Annotated in this window: 19 protein-coding genes; 9 read left to right on the top strand and 10 right to left on the bottom strand. The window is 69.4% G+C overall.

Annotation, left to right across the window (positions count from 1 at the left end):
* Positions 1 to 87: 87 nt before the first annotated feature.
* Genes NIE111_RS23405 through NIE111_RS23395 form a run of 3 tightly spaced genes read left to right on the top strand, consistent with a single transcriptional unit; the run spans position 88 to position 4,307 of the window.
* The gene (locus NIE111_RS23405) at positions 88 to 2,508 is read left to right on the top strand and encodes a family 43 glycosylhydrolase (protein WP_238686429.1); all 2,421 of its coding nucleotides are present in this window, start codon (positions 88 to 90) and stop codon (positions 2,506 to 2,508) included.
* A gap of 27 nt (positions 2,509 to 2,535) precedes the next feature.
* On the top strand, positions 2,536 to 3,168 hold the full coding sequence (locus tag NIE111_RS23400) for a hypothetical protein (RefSeq protein WP_238686427.1): 633 nt from the start codon (positions 2,536 to 2,538) through the stop codon (positions 3,166 to 3,168).
* Positions 3,169 to 3,227: 59 nt separating this feature from the next.
* Positions 3,228 to 4,307, top strand: a complete 1,080-nt coding sequence (locus NIE111_RS23395; protein ID WP_238686425.1) for a WxL protein peptidoglycan domain-containing protein — start codon at positions 3,228 to 3,230, stop codon at positions 4,305 to 4,307.
* Between the two features lie 61 nt (positions 4,308 to 4,368).
* Here the strand turns inward: NIE111_RS23395 and NIE111_RS23390 are convergent, their stop codons facing one another.
* The gene (locus NIE111_RS23390; RefSeq protein WP_238686424.1) at positions 4,369 to 5,682 is read right to left on the bottom strand and encodes a hypothetical protein; all 1,314 of its coding nucleotides are present in this window, start codon (positions 5,680 to 5,682) and stop codon (positions 4,369 to 4,371) included.
* 415 nt (positions 5,683 to 6,097) lie between these two features.
* On the opposite strand from NIE111_RS23390, the gene NIE111_RS23385 reads away from it, so the two are divergent.
* Positions 6,098 to 7,657: a pectate lyase family protein gene (locus NIE111_RS23385; RefSeq protein ID WP_238686423.1), complete on the top strand. Its 1,560-nt coding sequence runs from the start codon at positions 6,098 to 6,100 to the stop codon at positions 7,655 to 7,657.
* A gap of 144 nt (positions 7,658 to 7,801) precedes the next feature.
* Here NIE111_RS23385 and NIE111_RS23380 read toward each other — a convergent pair whose 3' ends face one another.
* The 5 genes from NIE111_RS23380 to NIE111_RS23360 all read right to left on the bottom strand — a co-directional run bounded on the left by NIE111_RS23380 (position 7,802) and on the right by NIE111_RS23360 (position 11,634).
* Positions 7,802 to 9,112, bottom strand: a complete 1,311-nt coding sequence (locus NIE111_RS23380) for a radical SAM protein (protein ID WP_238686422.1) — start codon at positions 9,110 to 9,112, stop codon at positions 7,802 to 7,804.
* 61 nt (positions 9,113 to 9,173) lie between these two features.
* Positions 9,174 to 9,578 (bottom strand): superoxide dismutase, Ni, encoded by a 405-nt coding sequence (gene sodN / locus NIE111_RS23375; RefSeq protein WP_238686611.1) that lies wholly within the window; start codon positions 9,576 to 9,578, stop codon positions 9,174 to 9,176.
* Between the two features lie 111 nt (positions 9,579 to 9,689).
* Complete coding sequence (locus tag NIE111_RS23370) at positions 9,690 to 10,490, bottom strand: inositol monophosphatase family protein (RefSeq protein WP_238686420.1); 801 nt, start codon at positions 10,488 to 10,490, stop codon at positions 9,690 to 9,692.
* 64 nt (positions 10,491 to 10,554) lie between these two features.
* Entirely contained in the window at positions 10,555 to 11,070 is a 516-nt protein-coding gene (locus NIE111_RS23365; RefSeq protein WP_238686418.1) for a hypothetical protein, read from the bottom strand.
* Positions 11,071 to 11,187: 117 nt separating this feature from the next.
* Complete coding sequence (locus NIE111_RS23360) at positions 11,188 to 11,634, bottom strand: iron chaperone (RefSeq protein ID WP_238686416.1); 447 nt, start codon at positions 11,632 to 11,634, stop codon at positions 11,188 to 11,190.
* Between the two features lie 208 nt (positions 11,635 to 11,842).
* On the opposite strand from NIE111_RS23360, the gene NIE111_RS23355 reads away from it, so the two are divergent.
* The 3 genes from NIE111_RS23355 (at position 11,843) to NIE111_RS23345 (ending at position 13,957) form a co-directional block, all read left to right on the top strand.
* Positions 11,843 to 12,604 carry a GNAT family N-acetyltransferase gene (locus NIE111_RS23355; RefSeq protein WP_238686415.1) on the top strand — a complete coding sequence of 254 codons (762 nt, stop codon included), beginning with the start codon at positions 11,843 to 11,845 and terminating at the stop codon, positions 12,602 to 12,604.
* 44 nt (positions 12,605 to 12,648) lie between these two features.
* Positions 12,649 to 13,371 carry a tetratricopeptide repeat protein gene (locus NIE111_RS23350; RefSeq protein ID WP_238686414.1) on the top strand — a complete coding sequence of 241 codons (723 nt, stop codon included), beginning with the start codon at positions 12,649 to 12,651 and terminating at the stop codon, positions 13,369 to 13,371.
* Between the two features lie 118 nt (positions 13,372 to 13,489).
* A complete protein-coding gene (locus NIE111_RS23345) occupies positions 13,490 to 13,957 on the top strand; it encodes a hypothetical protein (RefSeq protein ID WP_238686413.1) in 468 nt (155 codons plus the stop codon).
* Positions 13,958 to 14,051: 94 nt separating this feature from the next.
* On the opposite strand, the gene NIE111_RS23340 is transcribed toward NIE111_RS23345, so the two are convergent.
* From NIE111_RS23340 to NIE111_RS23330, 3 genes are read right to left on the bottom strand one after another with little or no spacing between them, the layout of a single operon-like run.
* Positions 14,052 to 14,753, bottom strand: a complete 702-nt coding sequence (locus tag NIE111_RS23340; RefSeq protein WP_238686412.1) for an NADPH-dependent F420 reductase — start codon at positions 14,751 to 14,753, stop codon at positions 14,052 to 14,054.
* A 27-nt stretch (positions 14,754 to 14,780) separates the two neighbouring features.
* Positions 14,781 to 15,809, bottom strand: a complete 1,029-nt coding sequence (locus NIE111_RS23335) for an LLM class flavin-dependent oxidoreductase (protein WP_238686411.1) — start codon at positions 15,807 to 15,809, stop codon at positions 14,781 to 14,783.
* The gene (locus tag NIE111_RS23330) at positions 15,802 to 16,851 is read right to left on the bottom strand and encodes an LLM class flavin-dependent oxidoreductase (protein ID WP_238686409.1); all 1,050 of its coding nucleotides are present in this window, start codon (positions 16,849 to 16,851) and stop codon (positions 15,802 to 15,804) included. The genes NIE111_RS23335 and NIE111_RS23330 overlap by 8 nt, the downstream gene beginning before the upstream one ends.
* Positions 16,852 to 16,962: 111 nt before the next feature.
* Here NIE111_RS23330 and NIE111_RS23325 point away from each other — a divergent pair, with 111 nt between their 5' ends.
* On the top strand, positions 16,963 to 17,454 hold the full coding sequence (locus NIE111_RS23325; RefSeq protein ID WP_238686407.1) for a MarR family winged helix-turn-helix transcriptional regulator: 492 nt from the start codon (positions 16,963 to 16,965) through the stop codon (positions 17,452 to 17,454).
* Positions 17,455 to 17,584: 130 nt separating this feature from the next.
* Positions 17,585 to 19,591 (top strand): ABC transporter ATP-binding protein, encoded by a 2,007-nt coding sequence (locus NIE111_RS23320; RefSeq protein WP_372488392.1) that lies wholly within the window; start codon positions 17,585 to 17,587, stop codon positions 19,589 to 19,591.
* A gap of 85 nt (positions 19,592 to 19,676) precedes the next feature.
* Here NIE111_RS23320 and NIE111_RS23315 read toward each other — a convergent pair whose 3' ends face one another.
* Positions 19,677 to 20,186 carry a nitroreductase/quinone reductase family protein gene (locus NIE111_RS23315; protein WP_238686404.1) on the bottom strand — a complete coding sequence of 170 codons (510 nt, stop codon included), beginning with the start codon at positions 20,184 to 20,186 and terminating at the stop codon, positions 19,677 to 19,679.
* Positions 20,187 to 20,203 lie beyond the last annotated feature (17 nt).

Below are 20,203 nucleotides of genomic sequence, written 5' to 3'. Positions count from 1 at the left end.
CCTGATGCCCGGACCACCCACGGAAAGCGCACCCACCGATCCCCCGTACACCGATGACCGCACGTCAGAGATGAAGGAGGATGTCTCGTGGAACAACGAATGCGACGGGCGACCCGAGGACGGGTCGCAGCGCTCGCGACGGTCGGCCTGATGCTGGCCACGGGGTTCGTCGCCCCGGCGTCGCCGGTCCAGGCCGCCGACACGAACCTCGTCGTCAACGGCGGGTTCGAGGACGGGCTGACCAACTGGTTCGTCAACAACGGAAACGCCTCCGACGGCGCCCAGTTGTCGGCCACGTTGGACGCCCACTCCGGCGCGAACGCGGCGCTCGTCACCAGCCGGACGACCACCGGGTCCGGCCCGATGCAGGACCTCAGCGGCAAGGTGCAGGCCGGGCAGGCCTACACCCTGACGGCCCGCATCAAGTACGAGAACGAGAGCGGACCGGCGACGAAGCAGTTCTTCGCCACGATGCACTACGGCGGTGGCACCTACACCAACCTCGTCAGCGTGACGGCGACGAAGGGCCAGTGGGCACAGTTCAACGGAACGTTCACGATCCCGACGACGCAGAGCGTGTCGACGGCGCGCCTGTTCTTCGAGACCCCCTGGACGAGCGCGCCGTCCACCGACCCGGCTCTGCACCTGATGGACTTCAAGCTCGACGACGTGTCAGTGGTCGGCGCCGCGCCGCCCGCGCCCGCGTCGAAGACCATCGAGGTCGTCGGCAAGCTGCCCGGGGAACACAACCCGTTGATCGGGCACAAGTTCGGGGCTGACGGTTTCGGCCTCGTGCACGACGGCCGGGTCTACATGTACATGACCAACGACACCCAGGGCTACGCGCCGAACCCGACCACTGGCGTCTCACCGGGGATCAACTACGGCGACATCAACCAGATCACGGTGATCTCCTCGGAGGACCTCGTGAACTGGACGGACCACGGTGAGATCCAGGTCGCCGGCCCGAACGGGGTGGCCCCGTTCACCGCCAACTCGTGGGCTCCGGGCATCACCAAGAAGGTGGTGAACGGAGTGGAGAAGTTCTTCCTCTACTACGCCAACGGCGGTGGCTCCAGCAACGTGATCACGGGTGCGTCGCCGCTCGGCCCGTGGACCAGCGAGCGCACCAGCACGCTGATCGACGGCCGTACCCCCGGCGCCGAGGCCGTCGCGTGGAAGTTCGACCCGGCCCCGTTCGTCGACGACGACGGCCAGCCGTACCTCTACTTCGGTGGTGGTCCCGCGTCGACGAGCATGCCGCCGGCCGAGCGCTTCAACAACCCGAAGAACATCCGGTCGATCGAACTCGGCGATGACATGGTCTCGACCGAGGGGACGGCCGCTGTGGTCGACGCCCCGGTCGCCTTCGAGGCGGGCCACGTCTTCAAGCGCCAGGGCAAGTACTACTTCTCGTACTCCTCGCACTTCGGCGGGAACGACTTCGGTGGCAGCCAGCAGCCGCTCCCCGGTTACCCCGGGGGTGGCCAGATCGGCTACATGATCTCCGACGGGCCGATGTCGTGGCCGAAGGAGACCTACGCCGGTGTGCTCTTCCCGAACCAGTCGCAGTTCTTCGGGGCCGGCACCGGTGGCAACAACCACCAGTCGGTCTTCGAGTTCGGGGGCAAGTACTACTTCACGTACCACGCCCCGACGCTGAACAAGCGCATCAACGGCAACACCACCCAGGGATATCGCAGCCCGCACATCCAGGAACTGGCCTTCAACCCGGACGGCACCATCCAGCAGGTCGTCGGCACCTACGCCGGCGTGGACCAGGTCCGCCACTTCGACCCGTACCGCGTCTTCGAGGCCGAGACCTTCGGCTGGAGCAAGGGCGTCGCGACCACGAAGGTCGACGGCGGCTCCGCCCAGTTCGGTGGCGCGGCACCCAACCTCGTGGTCCGCGACATCGACAATGGGGACTGGTCGGCGCTGTCCTCGGTGAACTTCGGCGACAACGGCGCGCAGAGCCTGACGGCGCGGGTGCGTGCGCTGGCCGCCGGCGGGCAGATCCAGGTACGGCTGGACGACGTCAACGGTCCCGTCGTCGGCACGGCCACAGTGGACAGCCCGGTCGGACAGTGGGCCGAGGTGACCGCCGAGCTTGACGGCGTCAGTGGCGTGCACGACGTCTACTTCACCTACACCGGCCCGGCCGGTGTCGACCTCTTCGAGATCGACAACTGGGCCTTCGCGGCGGCCAGCCTCGACCTGCCCGTCACGCTCACCGCGTCTGCGCGGTGCGTGGGCGGCAACGCGTACGTGGCGGTGCAGGCGCGCAACGACCACGACGCGCCGGTGGGCATCACCCTCGAGACGCCGTACGGCGAGCGGTCGTTCACTGCCGTCGCGTCGGGCGCGAACGCCTACCAGTCCTTCAACACCCGTGCCGTGTCGGTGCCGGCGGGTTCGGCGACGGTCCGGGTGACTGGGGCGATCGGCGGACAGGACGTGACGACCGTCCGCACCGTGCAACACCCCGCCGGCACCTGCGGCGGATAACCCCTGATGGCGGAGAACGGAGATCACATGAACACATACAAACGGCGGCAGACACTCGCGGCCGGCGTCGTCGGCGCCGTGCTGACCGGGGCGGCGGTGCTGCCGTCGCCCGCACTGGCCGAGCCCGGTGACGACGCCAGCGTGCGGGTCACCGTCGACATCGACGAGATCAGGGAACCGGGCGTGCTCGCCCTGTCGATCGCCGGCGACGCCGTCGCGCTGTCCGAGGACGGCTCGACCCTGCTGGTTCGCCAGTTCGTCGGCACACTGCCGACGGTGACGGTCACCGACACCCGCGTCGCCGACGAGGTCCCCGACGGCGCCAACTGGGCGGTGCTCGGCAGCTCCTCCGACTTCGCGGGCGCCGCCGGCCAGGCACCGATCACCGCCGACCACTTCGGCTGGAAGCCGCGCCTGCTCGACGGCGGGGAGACCGGCCTGGTCACCGAGGGCGAGGAGGTGGTGACCAGCCTGGACGAGGCGACCCAGCCGGGCAACAATGTCGGCCTCGTCGACCAGGAGCTGTTGGTCTCGGCCTTCGACTCCGAGGCCGTCGCCAGCGACTCGTACTCGGTGAACGCCGACCTGTACCTGCGGACCCCCGCGGAGGTCGCCGCCGGCGAGTACAGCTCCACCCTCACGCTCTCACTGTTCGAGTAGTGGCCTGGGCGGGGGCCCGGATCAGGCCCCCGCCCAGCCCCGTGCCGAAAGGCCGTTTCATGACCGTCACCCCGCTGCGCCGCGCGCTCGTCGTCCTCGCCGCCGCGTCCCTCGCGGTTGTGGCCGCGCCGAGCGCGGCGGCGGCGGAACCGGACCCGAAGGCCCTGACCTGGACGGTCCAGCCGGCTACCGCGACCGGGCCGGACCAACGCCGATGGATCAACGCCAGCCTCGACCCGGGGCAGGCGGTGACCGAACACCTGGCGGTACGGAACTTCAGCCGCACCGCCGTCGCCTTCTCCCTGAAGGCCGCCGACGGCTACCTCACCGACAAGGGCCGCTTCAACATGCTGTCGTCCGACCGTCCCTCGGTCGACGGCGGCACCTGGATCGACGTGCAGGAGAAGGTCACCGTCGGCCCCAACGAGACACGGGTGGTGCCGTTCACGATCACGGTGCCCGAGGACGCCACACCGGGCGACCACCCGGCCGGCATCGCCGCGACCGTCACCAGCACCGGCGGCACTGTCAACGTCGAGAGCCGCGTCGGCTTCCGGGTGATGCTGCGGGTGAACGGCACCGCGCGGGCGGCTTTGGCCGTCCGGGGCCTCGGCGCGACGTACTCCCCGTCGTGGAACCCCTTCGCCGGCGGCACGGTGCGGGTCCGCTACACAGTCGAGAACGACGGCAACGTCTGGGTCAGCGGAACGAGTCGGGTGGCGATGTCCGACCTCCTGGGCCGGAACAGCCACGACGCCACCAGCGAGGTCGAGGAGTTGCTGCCCGGCGGCGCTCGGACGGTGGAGACCCGGGCCGGCGGCGTCTGGGCCCTGGGGCGCCTCCGCACGACAGTCAGCACGTCGCCGACGCTGCTCGGCGACGGCCAGGCCGGGGCCGACCTCCGACCGGCCTCCGCGACCGTCACCACCTGGGTCGTGCCGTGGGCGCAGCTCGCACTGTTGGGTCTGCTCGCCGGCCTGCTCCTGGGGCTGCGGGCGGCGGCCCGGCACCGGCGGCGTCGGCTGGCCGGGCTGCTGGCCCGCGCCAGGCAGGAGGGCCGGCAGGAGGGTCAGGAGTCGGTGCTCGTCGGGGGTGCGGCCACTGCTGGCGAGTCCGACGCGGGCGACGCCCGCCGGTGACCGGTCGGCGCGAGGGAGTCGCGCTACCGGATCACGGTGAGGGCGTCGCCCGGCCCCAGCCTCAGGGCTTGGACTGGTTGAGCAGCCACCGCAGGATGCTGGCGTCCTCGTAGGTCGGTCCGAACGCCGCGTGGTAGTCCGGCACCGAGAAGGCAGCGTCGGCGTACTCGGTGTAGCGCACCAGGTCGGCGGTCTGCTCCGGCGTCTTGCCCCGGGCCGCGTACGCCTGCCGCAGCACCGCCGTGGAGTTGCGCGCGCCCGAGACGTTGAGCAGGTGGTCGTGCTCGCCGTGAGTGATCCACACCGGCACCTCGGCCGCCGCGATGGCGGTCGCCTGGGTGGCGTTGACCGGGAACCCACCGGTCACCAGCCCGCCGGCGAACAGGTCGGGACGTTTGGCGAACGCCTCCCAGAGCAGCTGCGAGCCGTACGACACGGTGGTCGCGTACACCCGACGGGTGTCCACCGCGAACTGGCCGGCGAACTGGTCGAGCAGCTTGACCAGCAGGTCCGCCTCGGCGACCCCACCGACCCGCTGGTGCTGGGGCGCCAGGACGATGACGTCCTCGGCGGTGCCGGTCCAGCGCGGTTGGAGCCACGCGGTCGCCGGGATGTCGGCGGCGAGTTGGACGCCGAGGTTGTCACCGTCCCAGCCCATGCCGTGACCGGGCAGGACGACCATCAGTGGGTACGTGCGGCCCGGCTGGTAGTTCTTCGGCAGGTGGTAGTGGTACGGCAGCACCATTCCGCCACTCAGGAACGAGCCGTAGGTGAACTCGTCGACCAGTTGGTTGACCGGCTTCTCCGTGACGGGACGGGAGTCGCGCGGGGTGGCCCGGGCGAGCACCGGCCCCTTGCCGGCCCCGCGGCCGGTCTGGCCGTGCACGTCCTTGCGTTGCACGACCCGGGTCGGCAGCTCGGGGTTGACCTTCACCGTGCAGAGGAACGTCGGGCACTTGGAGACGATGACCGTCGAACCGCCGGTGTCGGCGGGGTCGAGTTCGACGATGACGTACCGGCCCGGCGCCGACCGGTGGTCGGCACGGGTGCCCGGTGTTCCGTTGGTGTACGTGTGGGTGACGGTCCGGTCGGCGAGCTTCGGCAGGTCCTCGATGGGGTTGAAGCGGAAGTTGTAGATGGTGTCCGTCACCGAGAACGTCGCGGTGTCGAGGGTGCGCGGGTTGACAGTGGCCCCGTACTCGATCGCCACCGCCGAGACCTTCTGGCCGTAGGTGTAGACGGTGGTGATCGGGGTGATGCTGCGGATTCCGTCGGTGGCGCCCCGGCTGTCGCTCGCGCTGCCGTACGCCGTGCCGGAGGCGCCGGCCAGAACGAGGGTGGCGGCGAGCGGGATCAGTCCTCTTCGCAGTCTCATGCGTGTCCTTTCTCGGGGGTGGAGCTCTCAGCCAGCGATCCCGTTCGGGGACCGGGAGTGGGACGGGTCGGAGCGAGCCGGTCGCTAAACTGATTTAGCAGAGCATCGATGGCGGGCCTGGTCGTGTCAATACCGAGCACTGCAACAAACCTGCAAGCGTCAGCTATTGCCTTCAGGGAAACCGCTTTCCTACGATTGCGTTACATCGATGTTCCATTTGATGGTCGGGCGAGCGATGGCACCGGGCGCACTCCGCTCGCACGACACAACCCTGCTTCCACCAGGGCACGAGAGACCTCGATGAACTCTTCGCGATTGACTGTCGCCAATTTCTGAATGACGTCCGTCGGTAGGTGTGGTCGCGATGTCCGTCGGGGCGAAGCCTGGAACGAGACGAATGCGAAGGTGAGGCGACATGAGACGACCAGTCGTGCTGCGACGTCAGGCGGTGTTGGCCGCGGCGGCTGCGGCGGCGGTGGCGATCGCGGTCGGGGTGGTCCTACCGACCCCGCAGGCATCGGCGGCGGTCGGCAGCGCCACCGGCTACGCCACCCAGAACGGCGGGACCACCGGCGGCGCGGGCGGGCAGACGGTACGGGCCACCACGGGCACTGCGATCCATGCCGCGCTGTGCGGTCGGACCAGCAGCAGCACTCCGATCACCATCGAGGTGACCGGGACCATCAATCACGGCAACACCAGCAAGGTGTCGGGGTCGAGCTGCAACACCGCCGCGGGCGTGATCGAGCTCAAGCAGATCAGCAACGTCACCATCATCGGGGTCGGTAGCGCCGTCTTCGACCAGCTCGGCATCCACATCCGCGACTCCAGCAACATCATCATCCAGAACGTGACCATCCGGAACGTCAAGAAGTCGGGCTCGCCCACCTCCAACGGTGGGGACGCCATCGGCATGGAGAGCACGGTCCGCAACGTCTGGGTCGATCACGTCACCCTGGAGGCGTCGGGCGGGGAGTCCGAGGGGTACGACGGCCTCTTCGACATGAAGGACAACACCCAGTACGTGACGCTGTCCTACAGCATCCTGCGCAACTCCGGTCGCGGCGGCCTCGTCGGGTCCAGCGAGAGCGACCTGTCGAACGGCTTCATCACGTACCACCACAACCTCTACGAGAACATCGACTCCCGGACGCCGCTGCTGCGCGGTGGGGTCGCCCACATCTACAACAACCACTACGTGAGCCTGCACGAGTCCGGAATCAACTCCCGGGCCGGAGCCAGGGCCAAGGTGGAGAACAACTACTTCCGCAACTCCAAGGACGTCCTGGGGACCTTCTACACCAACGAGCGCGGCTACTGGCAGGTCGCCGGCAACGTCTTCGACAACGTGACCTGGTCCAGCGCCGGCAGCGAGAACTACCCCGCCGGCCCCAACCCGACCTCCACCACCACGGTCAGCATCCCGTACTCGTACAGCCTCGACGGGGCGAGCTGCGTGCCGGACATCGTCCGTCAGACGGTCGGCGCCAACACGGGCCTGAAGGTGTCCAACGGCAGTTGCTCGCCGCAGACCCCGCCGCCCACCACCCCGCCGCCGACCACGCCCCCGCCCACCACGCCTCCGCCCACGACGCCCCCGCCCACCGGCGGGACCAACCTCAGCCTCGGCGCCGGCGCCGACGGCTCCAGCAAGGCCAGCGGAACCAGCTACGGCAACGTGCGCGACGGCAACCTGAGCACCTACTGGTCACCGGCCGGAGCGACCGGCACGATCTCGATCAAGTGGGGCTCCGCGACCCAGGTGTCCCGGGTGGTGATCCGGGAACCGTCCGGCACCCAGGGCTCCATCGGGTCCTGGCAGTTGATCAACAACGACAACGGGGCGGTCCTGGCCGCCGGCAGCGGGGCCGGTTCGATCACCTTCTCGGCAACCGCGACGAGCAAGCTCAACTTCAAGATCAACAGCTCCAGCGGTACGCCACGGATCGGTGAATTCGAGACGTACGCCAGCTAGGCGAGTGTCGCTCGGCCGATCGCCGTCGGAACCTTCGTCGGGGCGGATGCGGTTCTGAGCGGTATACCTCAGAGGCATATTTATACCTCTGAGGTATACCGCTCCTCGGCGGATCGACATGGGGAGGCCAGCCGAGCGCGTCCGTCAGGAATCCGTGGACGGCAGGGTGTCCATGAAGGAACTGACCGAGAAGACCGCTCGCCCCGGCCCAGCGGGGCCGTACCCGGGCGGGCTGGACAGACCATGGGCGTCCATTGTCGCCCGGTAGGCCTCCAACAGACGGACGTGGTATTCGAGCGGCGCGCCCTGCGGGTTCGTCCGGCCCAGTGGGGTGGTGGGCTCCGGGCACCAGGTGGTGAACCGGGGCGTGATCCCCCGGGACATGAAGTAGTCGAGCCCCTCGGTGGTGGAGGCGATTGCCTCGTCGACGCTGGTGAAGCCGTGCGGGGCGGCCATCTCCACGCCCGCCACGAAGTTCGGGATCACGTTGCGCGGGCCGAACACCTCGGCCGAGTCGAGGATGCGGCGGTGCCACTCCTCCCGACCGACGTACCGCTCCTTGCCCGGGCAGTACAACTCGAACAGCCGCTTGTCCCACACCTCGTAGTTGGGGTGGTAGATGCGGATCCCGTAGTCGTGGAACCGCTGCACATCGGCTCGGGGCAGCGCCTGGGCCACGACCTTGCCGATCCACCGACCCGGAAACCGCTCCTCGATCGCCTGCGCGTACTGGCCGTAGAAGTCGGCCTCGGCCAGCCCGTTGACCTGCGAGGTGATGCTGCCACCGGTCAGCGTGTACGCCTGCGACGCGCGATCGACGTCGTGCCGGTTGATGATCTCCAGAGCCTCGAGGACCTCGTCGACCGGCTTGACCCCGGTGTAGGGCCGGCCGGCCTGCTTGTGCTGCCGCCAGTTGTGGTTGATGTCGCAGTACTGGCACTCCTCCTTGGCGCCGAAGTACTGGCAGACCCGGAACGCGGTGAGGTAGATGAGGTAGCCCCACTGGATCGTCGGGGCGACCTCCATCACCGATTTGCCGTTGGCGAGCGTGTGGCGGTAGTACGCCGGCATGGGGGGCAGCCCGACATCGGCGATCGGCCGTCCGTCCAGGAAGAGGCGCAGTCGACCGTCGTTGTCGGTGCCGACGCGATACGGCGAGCCGGGGTTGGTGCGGACCGAGACGACGGTACGACGCAGGTCGTACGGGCCCCCGGTGAGCACGATCTCCTCCGGTGGCCGGCGCAGCGCCGCCGTCCCCAACTCCGGCAGCGTCCGATGGTCGAAGGAGAAGATGAAGTACGACTTCGGCTTGATGTCGCCGTGCTCGTTGTCGGTCAGTGCCGCGTCGTCGAAGGCGAGGCCGCCCCGCAGCAGGTCCTCCTTGAGGACCGCCTCCCGCGGCACGTGTGGAAAACGGCCCATCAAATCTTCGACGAGGTCGGTGCGCGACGTCATGCGGTTCCTCCCGAACGCGGTACGCCGAACCGGGTGGCGGGTGCCACCCGGTGCCGGCTGATCAGCTCTGCTTGGTCTCCCAGAAGATCTTCGAGATCTCCTCGATCTTGCCGAGGAGCTGCTCGGCGACCGCCGGGTCCGCGGCGCCCTTCGCGCCGCCGGCACCTGCCAGCTTCGTCGCCTCGTTGAAGAGGCCGTGCAGCTGGGGGTACTTCTCGAAGTGCGGCTGCTTGAAGTAGTCGGTCCACAACACCCAGAGGTGGTGCTTCACCAACTCGGCGCGCTGCTCCTTGATGAGCAACGCGCGGGTGCGAAACTCCGGGTCGTCGCTGGCCTGGTACTTCTCGGAGATCGCCTTGACCGACTCGGCCTCGATGCGGGCCTGCGCCGGGTCGTAGACGCCACAGGGGAGGTCGCAGTGCGCGCTCGCGACGGTACGCGGGCGGAGAAGGCGGGACAGGAACATCAGAATCCCTTCGACGGTGGTGCTCGTCTGACGTACGGCCGGGCACTGTCGCCCGGACGTGATCATCTAGGGACGCTAGAACTTCAACCGCACTTCATGTCAAGGTCGGGTCTATCGCGAGCGCTGTTTCCGGATGAGCGTCAGCAGAGCGGCGTGCGTCCGCTCGTCCGCGGCCACGACGAGGCCGTCCCCACCGGCGTGCAGCGGCTGGCCGTCGAGCCCGGTGAGCACGCAGCCAGCCGCCTGACAGAGCGCGATTCCGGCCGCGAAGTGGACGCTGTTCCGCAGGTCGTGACGGTCCGTCACATAGGCGGCGCGGCGACCGGCGGCGACCCAGGCCACGGCCAGGCTGGTGGAGACCACCCGGGGCCGAAACTGTGCGAGAAAGCCCTCGTCGGTGAGCATGCGGGCGGCCAGGAAGACGTCCCGGTTGGGGAAGGGCGGGTCGAGGTTCAGGTCGACAAGCGTCGACTCGGCCGACGGGACGAGTCGCTCGTCCGTCCTCGCGCCCCGGACGTACGCGGCGGTGCCGTCGGTCCAGAACACCTCGGCGGCGAACGGGTCCGCCGAGGCCGCCACTGTGACGTCCGACCCGACCCGCAGGGCGACGTTGACCGAGGCCAGCATGGTCCGCGCGGCGAAGTTCAACGTTCCGCACAGTGGGTCGACCAGCCAGGTGCGCCCGTTGTCGCCGGCACCCGTGCGCCCGCTCTCCTCGGCCACCACGGCGTCCTGCGGACGCGCCGCGCGCAGGACGTCGAGGATGGCCTGCTCGGCCTCGACGTCGGCGGCGGTGGCGAAGTCGCCGGCGGTCTTCATGACGCGCGTCAGAGTTGAGCCGTACCGGGAGCGGACGACTGCGGCTCCCGCTTCCGCCGCCTCGATGGCCAGGGCCTGGTCTGTGATCGACATGCCCGAACCCTAGGAGCCGTGGGCAACGTCGATGACGGCCCGCACCCGGGGGTCACCGGGCAGGTCAGTCCGACAGTTCGATGATCGATAGCTGACTGACGACCGCCGTCATGATCATGGGAGCGTCGCCGTCACACTGGTTGACCGAGACCGCCACCCACCGGCCGTCGGCCACCGTCGGCCCCCAGACGGTCAGGTCGCCGTAGCAGTCCAGGTCGCAGAGCGACTGGAACAGCGCCGGCATGGGTTCACCGGCCTGATCCCGAAACAGCGGCACCCGCATGGAGACCGTGCGGTGCGCGCCCCACCTCTGGTCCAACTCCGCTACGACGAGGGCCAGGTTCGCCTCGGCGGCATCCTCGGCCTGGTTCCACTCGGCACCGTACACACCCGTCAGGGCGTCGCTCTCCCAGAGCGGAACGATCTGAAAGCCCTCGCCTCGGGTGCCCGTCCACTCACCGGTGGCCGGGTCCCCCTCGCTGACCGGTACGCCGCCAGTGGGCAGGTCCGTGGCGAGCAACGACTCGATGTCGGACACCGTCCGACCGGTGTCGAACACCTCACCGGCCCGGCCGGTCATCGGGCGACTCGTCGTACCACCGGAGGCTCAAACCGCATCGTCCGCACCACCTGTCTCCATCGGCTCCGGCCCTCGATCATCGCACCGTGAGCGCGCCGACGAGGGGGCGGGCGTCGGTCAGGAGACCGCCCTCCGCACCAGCTCGGTGATCTTCTTCTCCACGGCCGGGCTCCACTGCTGCAACGCGTACGCCACCGGCCAGAGATCCCCGTCGTCGAGGTTGGCCGGGTCCTGGAAGCCCAGAGTCGAGTACCGGTAGTTGAACTTGCCGGAGTCCTGGAAGAAGACGACGATCTTGCCGTCCTCCTTCGCGTAGGCGGGCATCCCGTACCAGGTCTTCGGCATCAGGCCCGGGGCGGCAGCGGTCACCGTCACGTGCACGCGCTCGGCGAGCGCTCGGTCCTCCGGCTCCATCTGCGCGATCCGGTCGAGGACCGCTTGCAGCCCGTCCGCCTTCTTGGCGCCCTTCTTGCCCTCGGCGCGCAGCTCGTCGGCGCGCTCCTTCATCGCGGCCCGCTCCTCGGGGCTGAAGCCGTCGGACACGGTGGTGGTCTTCGCGGACATTCTCGGGCTCCCTCTCGTCGTCCAGGTCGGCGTGCTGCCGTTCACCTGGGGAAAGGCTAGGCCGCTCGCCTCTGGCGGGCTTCTCGATTCCTGATCGGTTCGAAGCCGGACAGCAGGTGGCGGTCCTCGCGCCCGTGATTTGCTGGTCAGCGTGATCGGTGGCTAGGTTGACGACCGAAGCAGAACGACCGGTCTAGGGAGTCCCGAAATGAACATCACCGCCGATCGGATGGCGGCGGCGTACTTCGACGCCTTCGAGACCCTGTGCAGGATGACCCCGAAGGGTGGGTACGCCGAGCGGGGCACCGCCCGCGCGGGGGTGACGCAGGCCGGCGTCGCGACGCTCAACGCCGCCTACGACAGGTCCACGGAGCCCGACCTCGCGGCCCTCGACGAGATGGCGACCGAGGTCGGCGGGCAGGCCGCGCAGTGGTCGATCATCGTGAGGGGCGAGGCGGACGATCAGGTCGCTGAGCTCGCCGCCCGGCACGGCCTGCTCGAACGCGCCGAGCTGCCAGTGCTGGCTTGCGCGGCGGACGACCTCACCTTCCGCGCCGGCTCGGCAGAGCGTTCCTTGGTTCGTCAGGTCGGCGCCGCCGAGAACGATCTCTACACCGACGCCCTCACCCGGAGCTTCGAGGTTCCCGAGGGCCTCTTCGGATCGCTGATGGGTGGTGCGGTGCTCGACGCCGACCCCATCACCGGCTACCTGGCCGAGGAGTCGGGCCGGCCCGTCGGCACCGGGCTCGGAATGCGGACCGCCGGGGTGATCGGCGTGTTCAACATCGCCGTCGTTCCGTCCGCCCGGGGTCGTGGCCTGGGCCGGGTGATCACCGAAACGGTTCTGCGGGACGGCATCGCGGCCGGCGCGGACGCCGCCTACCTGCACACCAGCGTGATGGGTCGGCCGCTCTACGAGTCGATGGGCTTCACGCTCGTGGAGACCTGGACCATGTTCCACGCGCGGTGACGGACGATGTCGACCGGGCGGAGTCAGTGACGGGGGAGAGGGTCATGACCTTCAGTGAGAGCGTGCGCTCGGCGTTTCGCCGAGGCGAGACCGACGCCGTGGTGCGGATGAGCGAGGCCGAGATCGAGCGGGCCCAGGCGGCCGGCGATCCGGCGGGCGAGGTGGAGGCCCGGTACAGCCTCGCCCGGGTCGCCATTCGCGGCGGTGACCTGCCGGGCGGAGAGGCACGGGCCCGGGAGGCCCTCGCGGTGGCGCTGCGCTCCGGCGACCGGGCCCTGGAGGAACGACCGCGGCACGTGCTGGCCGGCGTCGCGAGGATGTCCGGTGACCTGCTCCGCGCTCGGGACCTGTACCGCGAGAGCATCGCGCTCAACGAGGCGCTCGGCCAGCCCAAGACGGTCAACTCCGAATATCACAACCTGGCGTTCTGCGAGTTGGGGCTGGGCAACGTGGAGGTGGCCCGGACGCTGTTCGCCGAGAACCGCGAGCGGGTGTTCCGCAACGGCTGGGCGGACTTCGTGCCGTACGTCTGCGTTGCTGGCGCCGCGCTCGCGACTGCCGAGGGGGACCACGCCCGCGCGGCGCGGATGATCGGTGTCGCCGATGCCGCGTTCGCGGCGCTCGGCCAGGTGCCGGACCCGGACGACGCCGCGGACCTCGCCCGGATGGGCGCCGCGGCGACCGAGGCGCTCGGCCCGACCGACTTCGACCGGGAGTACGCCGTGGGCCAGCACCTCGAACCGCGGGCGGCGTTCGGCAACGGCTGAACCGCGGGAACTGTTGCCCGTCGTTCGACAGCGGTCTTCCAGCGTTCGGAACGAATCCGCACTGTTCCGTACACCCTGATGGCTTGTGGGGCTCGAGTGGCGATGATGGGTTCGCCTCATGTCAGTCAAGAGAGCAACGCGACCAGCTTTCATCGTGGCCCTGGCGGCCCTCTTCGTCCTACTCGCCGGCGCGCCGGCCGCGGCTACCATCGCGACGCCGGCCGGCTGGCCGCCCGACGTCGTGGACTGCGTCGACGCGCCGGGCCCTTCCTCCAGCTCGTCGTCGCCAGCCCAAGCCTGCTTCCGGGCCTACGGTGACCAGATCTGGGTCTACGACCGCGACACGCCGTACGCGGCCATCGGGGAATGGCAGAACCAGCTCTACTACGGCGGAACCTGGCACAACTACCGCAGTGGCGACTGCCAGAACCTCGAAGGCGAGGGTGCCTGGGGAGTGTGCAACTACGACTTCTACGAGGACGGCACGACTCACCGCTACCGAGATCAAGGCAGTCGGGTGCGGTTCCGGGCCTGTGGCGCCTGGGGCTGCTCCGGATGGTCGCCCTGGTGGCGTAACAACAACTAGCTCCGGGGCACGATGACGATGATCGGGTCGGCGGGCGGGTTCGGAGACTCCCCGCGACCCGATCATCTCTGAGCTGAGCGGCCCCAGGTGACGGCTACGACGCCGTGCGGGCAGCGGTGATGATCCGTCCCCGCTCCGACTCTCCGAAGCGGTCGAGCATGGCGCGTACCTCGTCGGCGCTCACGTTGGCGCCGAACAACTCGCTGCCCGGTTCGAGGCGTACCCCCTCGGCCAGCGGGCCGGCGACGACCGGATCGAAGCCGAGCGCGTCCACCAGGGCCGCGACCTCGGTGAGGTCGGCGTCGTCGTCGCCGGCGACCGCGATGGCCTTGCGGCCTGTCGCCCCCGCCGGCCGGGCCTCGTCCTCCAGGTCGTGATAGCCCATGTGGTTGAACGCCTTCACGACGCGTGAGCCGGACAGGAACGCCTGGACGGTCTCGCTCGACGAGGTACGCGGGTTGGTGAGGTCGTCGCGAATGCCGTCGATCTCCCACCAGTAGTTCATGGCGTCGACCACGAGCTTGCCGCGCAACGCCTCGGCGGGAACGCTGCGGTACTTGCCCAGGGGCAGGGCGAGGATGACGACGTCGGCGTCGGCCGCCGCGTCGACAGCCGTCGTGGCCTCGGCCCCCGGGGCGAGGACCTCGACGGTGAGGGCGATCTTCGCCGGGTCGCCGGAGCCGGCCACCCGTACCCGGTAGCCGGCGGCGACGGCGAGCCGGGCGAGCACCGTGCCCACCTTGCCGGCCCCGAGGATGCCGAGGGTCGCCGGCTGGCTCCGGTCGTTGTCGTTCATGTCGTCCTCTCGCTGGGAAAGTGCTGATCAGGCCAGCAGTTCGCGGACCATGGGGATCACCTTCGAGCCGTAGAGTTCCACGGCGCGCATCCGGGCGCTGGCCGGTTGCGCTCCGGCCGAGTAGATGAGGTCGAACCGGCCGACGCCGAGGCTGCGGATCGCACGGGCCATCCGGCGGGCCACCGTCTCCGGTGAACCGATGTAGAGGGAGCCGTTCTCCACCTCGGAGTCGAACTCCTGGCGGCGGATCGGTGGCCAGCCCCGCAGTTTGCCGATCCGGTCTCGCATGATCCGATAGTGCGGCCAGTAGATCTCCTTGGCCTGCTCGTCGGTGTCGGCGATGAAGCCCGGCGAGTGCATGCCGACGGGGTGCGCGGTCGTACCGAGCTGGTCGGCGGCCCGCCGGTACAGGTCGATGTAGGGCGCGAAGCGCTCGGGTGCGCCACCGATGATGGCGAGCATGAGTGGCAGCCCGTACTGGGCGGTGCGGACGACCGACTGCGGCGAGCCACCCACACCGACCCAGGTGTCCAGGTGACCCGATTCGGTCTTCGGGAACACGTCGGCGTTCTCCAGCGGGGCACGCAGGGTGCCGCTCCAGGTGACCGGCTTCTCGTCCAGCAACTTGACGAACAGTTCGATCTTCTCCTCGAACAGGGTGTCGTAGTCGCGCAGGTCGTAGCCGAACAGCGGGAACGACTCGGTGAACGAGCCGCGACCGAGGATGACCTCGGCCCGGCCGTTCGACAGCGCGTCCACTGTGGCGAAGCGCTGGAACACCCGTACCGGGTCGTCGGAACTCAGCACTGTCACGCCGGAGGCCAACCGGATCCGCGAGGTGCGGGTGGCGATTCCGGCCAGCACCGTCTCCGGTGTGGAGACCGAGTACTCCGGTCGGTGGTGCTCGCCCAGGGCGATGACGTCGACCCCGAGTTGGTCGGCGAGCACGGCCTCGTCGACGACCTGCCGGATCGCCGCCGCGTGGGAGACGAGCTTGCCGTTGTCGTCCTCCGGTACGTCGCCGAACGTGTCCAGGCCGAACAGCAGATCAGACATGGTTGGGCTCCTTAGCCAGCAGCTCCCGGACCCGCGGCGCGACCTCACTGCCGAGCAGTTGGATGGTGCGCGCGCGTGCCTCGCGGGGCAGGTGCATGATGTCGTACTTCAGGTCGAAGCGGCTCAGCCGCAGGTCGCGAGCGACAGTGGCGATCTTCTGCGCCACCGTTTCGGGTGAACCGACGAAGAGTGCTCCGTGGTCGATTTCGGCCTCGTAGCGCGCGCGGTCCGGTTTGTAGAAGCCGCGTTCGGCGGCCAGGGCCGCCACGACCGGCTGCCAGTATCGCCACCACGTCTCCACCGCCTCCTCGTCGGTGTCCGCGACAAGGCCGAGTGAGTGCTGCCCGATTGGCTGCAGGGTATGCCCGAATTGTTCGAGCGCCCTGGTGTACAGGTCGACGTGGCCGGCGAAGCGCTGGGGGCGCCCGCCGATGATCGCGAGCATGAGCGGAAGTCCGTGCCGGGCGGCGCGGATGACCGAGTTCGGGCTTCCCCCGACACCGATCCAGGTCGGGATGCCGCCCGGCTGCATCAGTGGGTGCAGCCGCTGCGCCGTCAGTGGGCTTCGTACCGTCCCGGACCAGGTGACCGGTTCGTCCTGCTGAAGCCGCAGGAAGAGGTCCAGCTTCTCCTCGAACAACCGCTCGTAGTCGGCCAGGTCGTAACCGAACAGCGGGAACGACTCGGTAGCGGACGCGCGTCCGAGGACGATCTGGGCGCGGCCGTCGGAGACGGCGTCGAGGGTGGAGAACTCGTGGTAGAGCCGTACCGGGTCGTTCGTGCTGAGCACTGTGACCGAGGTGCCGAGGCGAATTTTCTCGGTCGCCGTCGCGACCGCGGCCAGCAGCACTGGTGTCGCCGAGTCGTTGTGGCCCTCGCGGTAGTGCTCACCGACGCTGAACACGTCGAGTCCCACCGACTCGGCGAGCCGTGCCTCGTCCACGAGCAGCCGTACCGTCTCGGCGTCGCTCAGGACCCGGTCGCCGTCGGTGGCCACCTCCCCGAACGAGTTGAGCCCCAGCTCGAAGTCTGCAGCTGCCATCGTCTCCTCCTCGGTGCAATCCGCCGGCGATCCACGGAGAGCGGGACCTACCGGTTGACGTGTCAATGATGCTAACTTCGAGATTGACACGTCAATTCCCAGGAGAGTGAGATGACGGAGGCCACACCCGGCCGGCGGGGCGGACGCCAACTCCCGACCGCCGACGAGCTGCGAATCTGGCGGGACTTCATCGAGACGACGGCAGCGCTCGGCTCCCGGCTCGAGTCCCGCCTACAGGGCGACTCCTCGCTCTCGACCGGGGACTACGCAGTGCTCCTCGCCCTCAGTGAGGCGCAGGGCGAGGCGATGCGGTCGTCCGAACTCGCCTCGCACATCGGGTGGGAGCGGAGCCGGCTCTCCCACCACCTCGGGCGGATGGAGCGGCGTGGCCTCATCCGCCGCCAGGAGTGCGCCACTGTTCCCCGCGGGGCGCAGGTGCTGCTCACGACGGCCGGCGCCGACGCGTTCCGGGGAGCCACCTTTCCGCACCTGCGCGCCATCCGGGAGCTCTTCGTCGACGCCCTCACGCCGGAGCAGATCGTCGCGGCGGGCGAGATCGCCACGGCGCTGAAAGCGCGCCTCGACGCTCCGCGCACACAGTGACGCACCGGGACGCCTTCCCGGCGACCTCGCATCGATAACGGCGAGTGTTCGGGCGATTGCCGAGAGCTATCTTCGGGTGGTCCAATCCTCCAGAAAGCCGCCACCCGCCGCCCCGCCAGCCCGGCAGGGAATGGCGACGGCTGCGCCGCCCGGAGGTACGTCCATGAGCGAGACCGCCACCGCAGAGGCTCACCGCACCAATCCCGGCACGCCTCACGCTGGACGTACGGAGTCGGTGCTGCCGGAGCTGCGGGAGATGTGGTGGGAGACGGGGGTGCGGGCACGGGCGGAGGCCGGCCTCTTCGCCGTCTTCGCTGAACTGCCCAGGCTCGTCCGGACAGCCCTCGGCATCAGTTGGCGCGCGGACCGGTTCCGTACCGGAGTGGTGGCCGCGGCCACTGTCGGCGCCGGGGTGATGGCCGCCTTCGGCCTGCTGGCCACCCAGCGGGTGTTGGTGGAACTGTTCGCCGGTGGACCGACAGCGGACAAGGTGCGGGCGGCCCTGCCCGCGCTGGCCGTGCTGGCGGCGACTGTCGCGCTCCGCGCGGGGATGGGCATCGCCACCGGGTACGCGCAGAACGGCTTGACACCCCGGGTGAGCCGTGAGGTGGAGCGGGGCCTGTTCGAGGTGTCCACAGCGGTCCGGTTGGAGGCGTTCGACGCCGACGCGTTCGCCGACGACATGGAACGCGCCTCGCGCGGCACCGAGTCGACGATCGCGCTGGTGCAGGCGTCGATGAACCTGCTCGCCGGGCTGGCCGGGCTGCTCGCCGTGGTGGCCGCCGTCATCGTCATCCATCCGCTGCTGCTGCTGGCGCTGCTGGTCGCCACTGTGCCCAACGCGTGGGCGTCGCTGCGGGCCGGTCACCTGCGTTACCAGACGTACAACGCCGGGTCGGTGCGCCGACGTCGACTGTGGTTGCTGCACAAGCTGATGGCCGAACGGGCCTCGGCCCCGGAGTTGCGCTCCTACGGGCTGCGCCGGTTCCTGCTCGACCAGTACGACCGGGTGATGCAGGTGGAGACCGACATCCAACTCGCCCTCGCCCGGCGAGTCACCACGACCACCACTGTCGGAGCCATCGTCGGCGGCCTCGCGACCGGCACCGTCTACGCCCTGCTCGGATTGCTGCTCCTCGACGGGCAGATCCCGCTCGCCGCCGCGGCGACCTGCGTCATCGCTGTGCAGTCCGCGCAGCGGTCGCTGTCCATCGCCACCTTCCAGGTCGACCACGTCTACACCCAGGGGCAGCACTTCGGCGACTACACCGGTTTCATGGCCCGCGCCGACGCCTACCTACCGACCAGCACCGGACCCGCTGCCGCCGCCGATCCTGACCGGCTGCGGGAGTTGACAGTCAACGAGGTGAGCCTGCGCTACCCCGATCGGGACGACCCCGCCGTCGACGGCGTCACGTTGACGATCACCGCCGGGCAGACTGTCGCGTTCGTCGGGGAGAACGGTTCGGGTAAGACGACCCTCGCCGCGATGATCGCCGGCCTTCGCGCTGCCACCGAGGGCAGTATCGAGTGGAACGGTCGGCCGTTGTCGGACTGGAACGTCGACGGGCTGCGCGCCCGGATCGCCGTGGTGACGCAGGAATACCACAAGTGGCCGTTCACGGCGGCCACGAACATCGCCATCGGCGACGTCGACAGCGACGCCCGGCAGGACCGCATCGAGGCCGCCGCCGGCCGCGCCGTCGCCCACGACATGATCAACGAACTTCCACACGGGTACGAGACGCTGCTCGACCGGACCTTCGCGCGGGGCCAGGACCTCTCCGGTGGGCAGTGGCAGCGCATCACCGCGGCTCGCGGGTTCCTGCGCGACGCCGAACTGCTGATCATGGATGAGCCGTCCTCCGCGCTCGACCCCCGCGCCGAGGACGCGCTGTTCCAGACGATCCGGGACCGCAGAGGTCGTGCCACCACGATCCTCATCACGCACCGGCTCGCCAACGTCCGGCACGCCGACCGGATCTTCGTCCTGCACCACGGCCGGCTCGTCGAGGCCGGCACACACGCCGACCTCGTCGCCACCGGCGGCCGGTACGCCGAACTGTTCGCCCTCCAGGCCGCCGGCTACGACGCGAACCTGGCCGAGGGCCACCGGCACAACCCGACCTCCCGTTGAGGACTCGCACTGGCGGCCTCGGCGCGCGAGCTAGCCGCGCCGTCGTCGGCGCGATCGTCCTGGTCGTGAGCTTCGGCCTGGGTCTCTACCTCGCGTTCGGCCGTTGACCCGACGATGGGAATTCACCCTCTGATCTGGGCTCCAGGATCACCACTGTGGTTTCCGACGATCGCCGCGCCGCGTGGGCGTCGAAGTTCTTGTCGGCCTCGCGCCAGCGTGGCCACAGTCGTGACCGCTCGTCGTCGGTGGCGGCCCGACCGCGCACCAGCCGCCGCCCGTCGGCCAGCTCGACTGACGCGTCCGGGTGGGCCTGGAGGTTGAGCCACCAGGCCGGGGCGCCTTCGCCCCACCCGTTCATCGCCACCCCGGCCAGGTTCGGGCCATCCTCGAAGTACGCGATGATGACACTGCGCTGCTGACCGGTGCGGCGACCGGTCGTGGTCAGCCGCAGCGTGCCCCACCGGTGCTCGCGCGGTCGCCACAGCCCAACTTTGCTGCCGGTGACCCGGTACAGGCCCCGGTGCACCGACCAGGCCAGCCGGATGAACCACCGCGGCGGAAGCCACGGCGCCTTCGTTCCCTGACCGTCCGACATGGCGAACCTCCCGTAGC

Origin of the sequence: Micromonospora hortensis (genome assembly GCF_022230935.1) — a bacterium.
Classification (GTDB): domain Bacteria; phylum Actinomycetota; class Actinomycetes; order Mycobacteriales; family Micromonosporaceae; genus Micromonospora; species Micromonospora hortensis.
The sequence above is the reverse complement of the archived record's forward strand: the minus strand, read 5'-3'. Positions and strand labels throughout refer to the sequence as shown.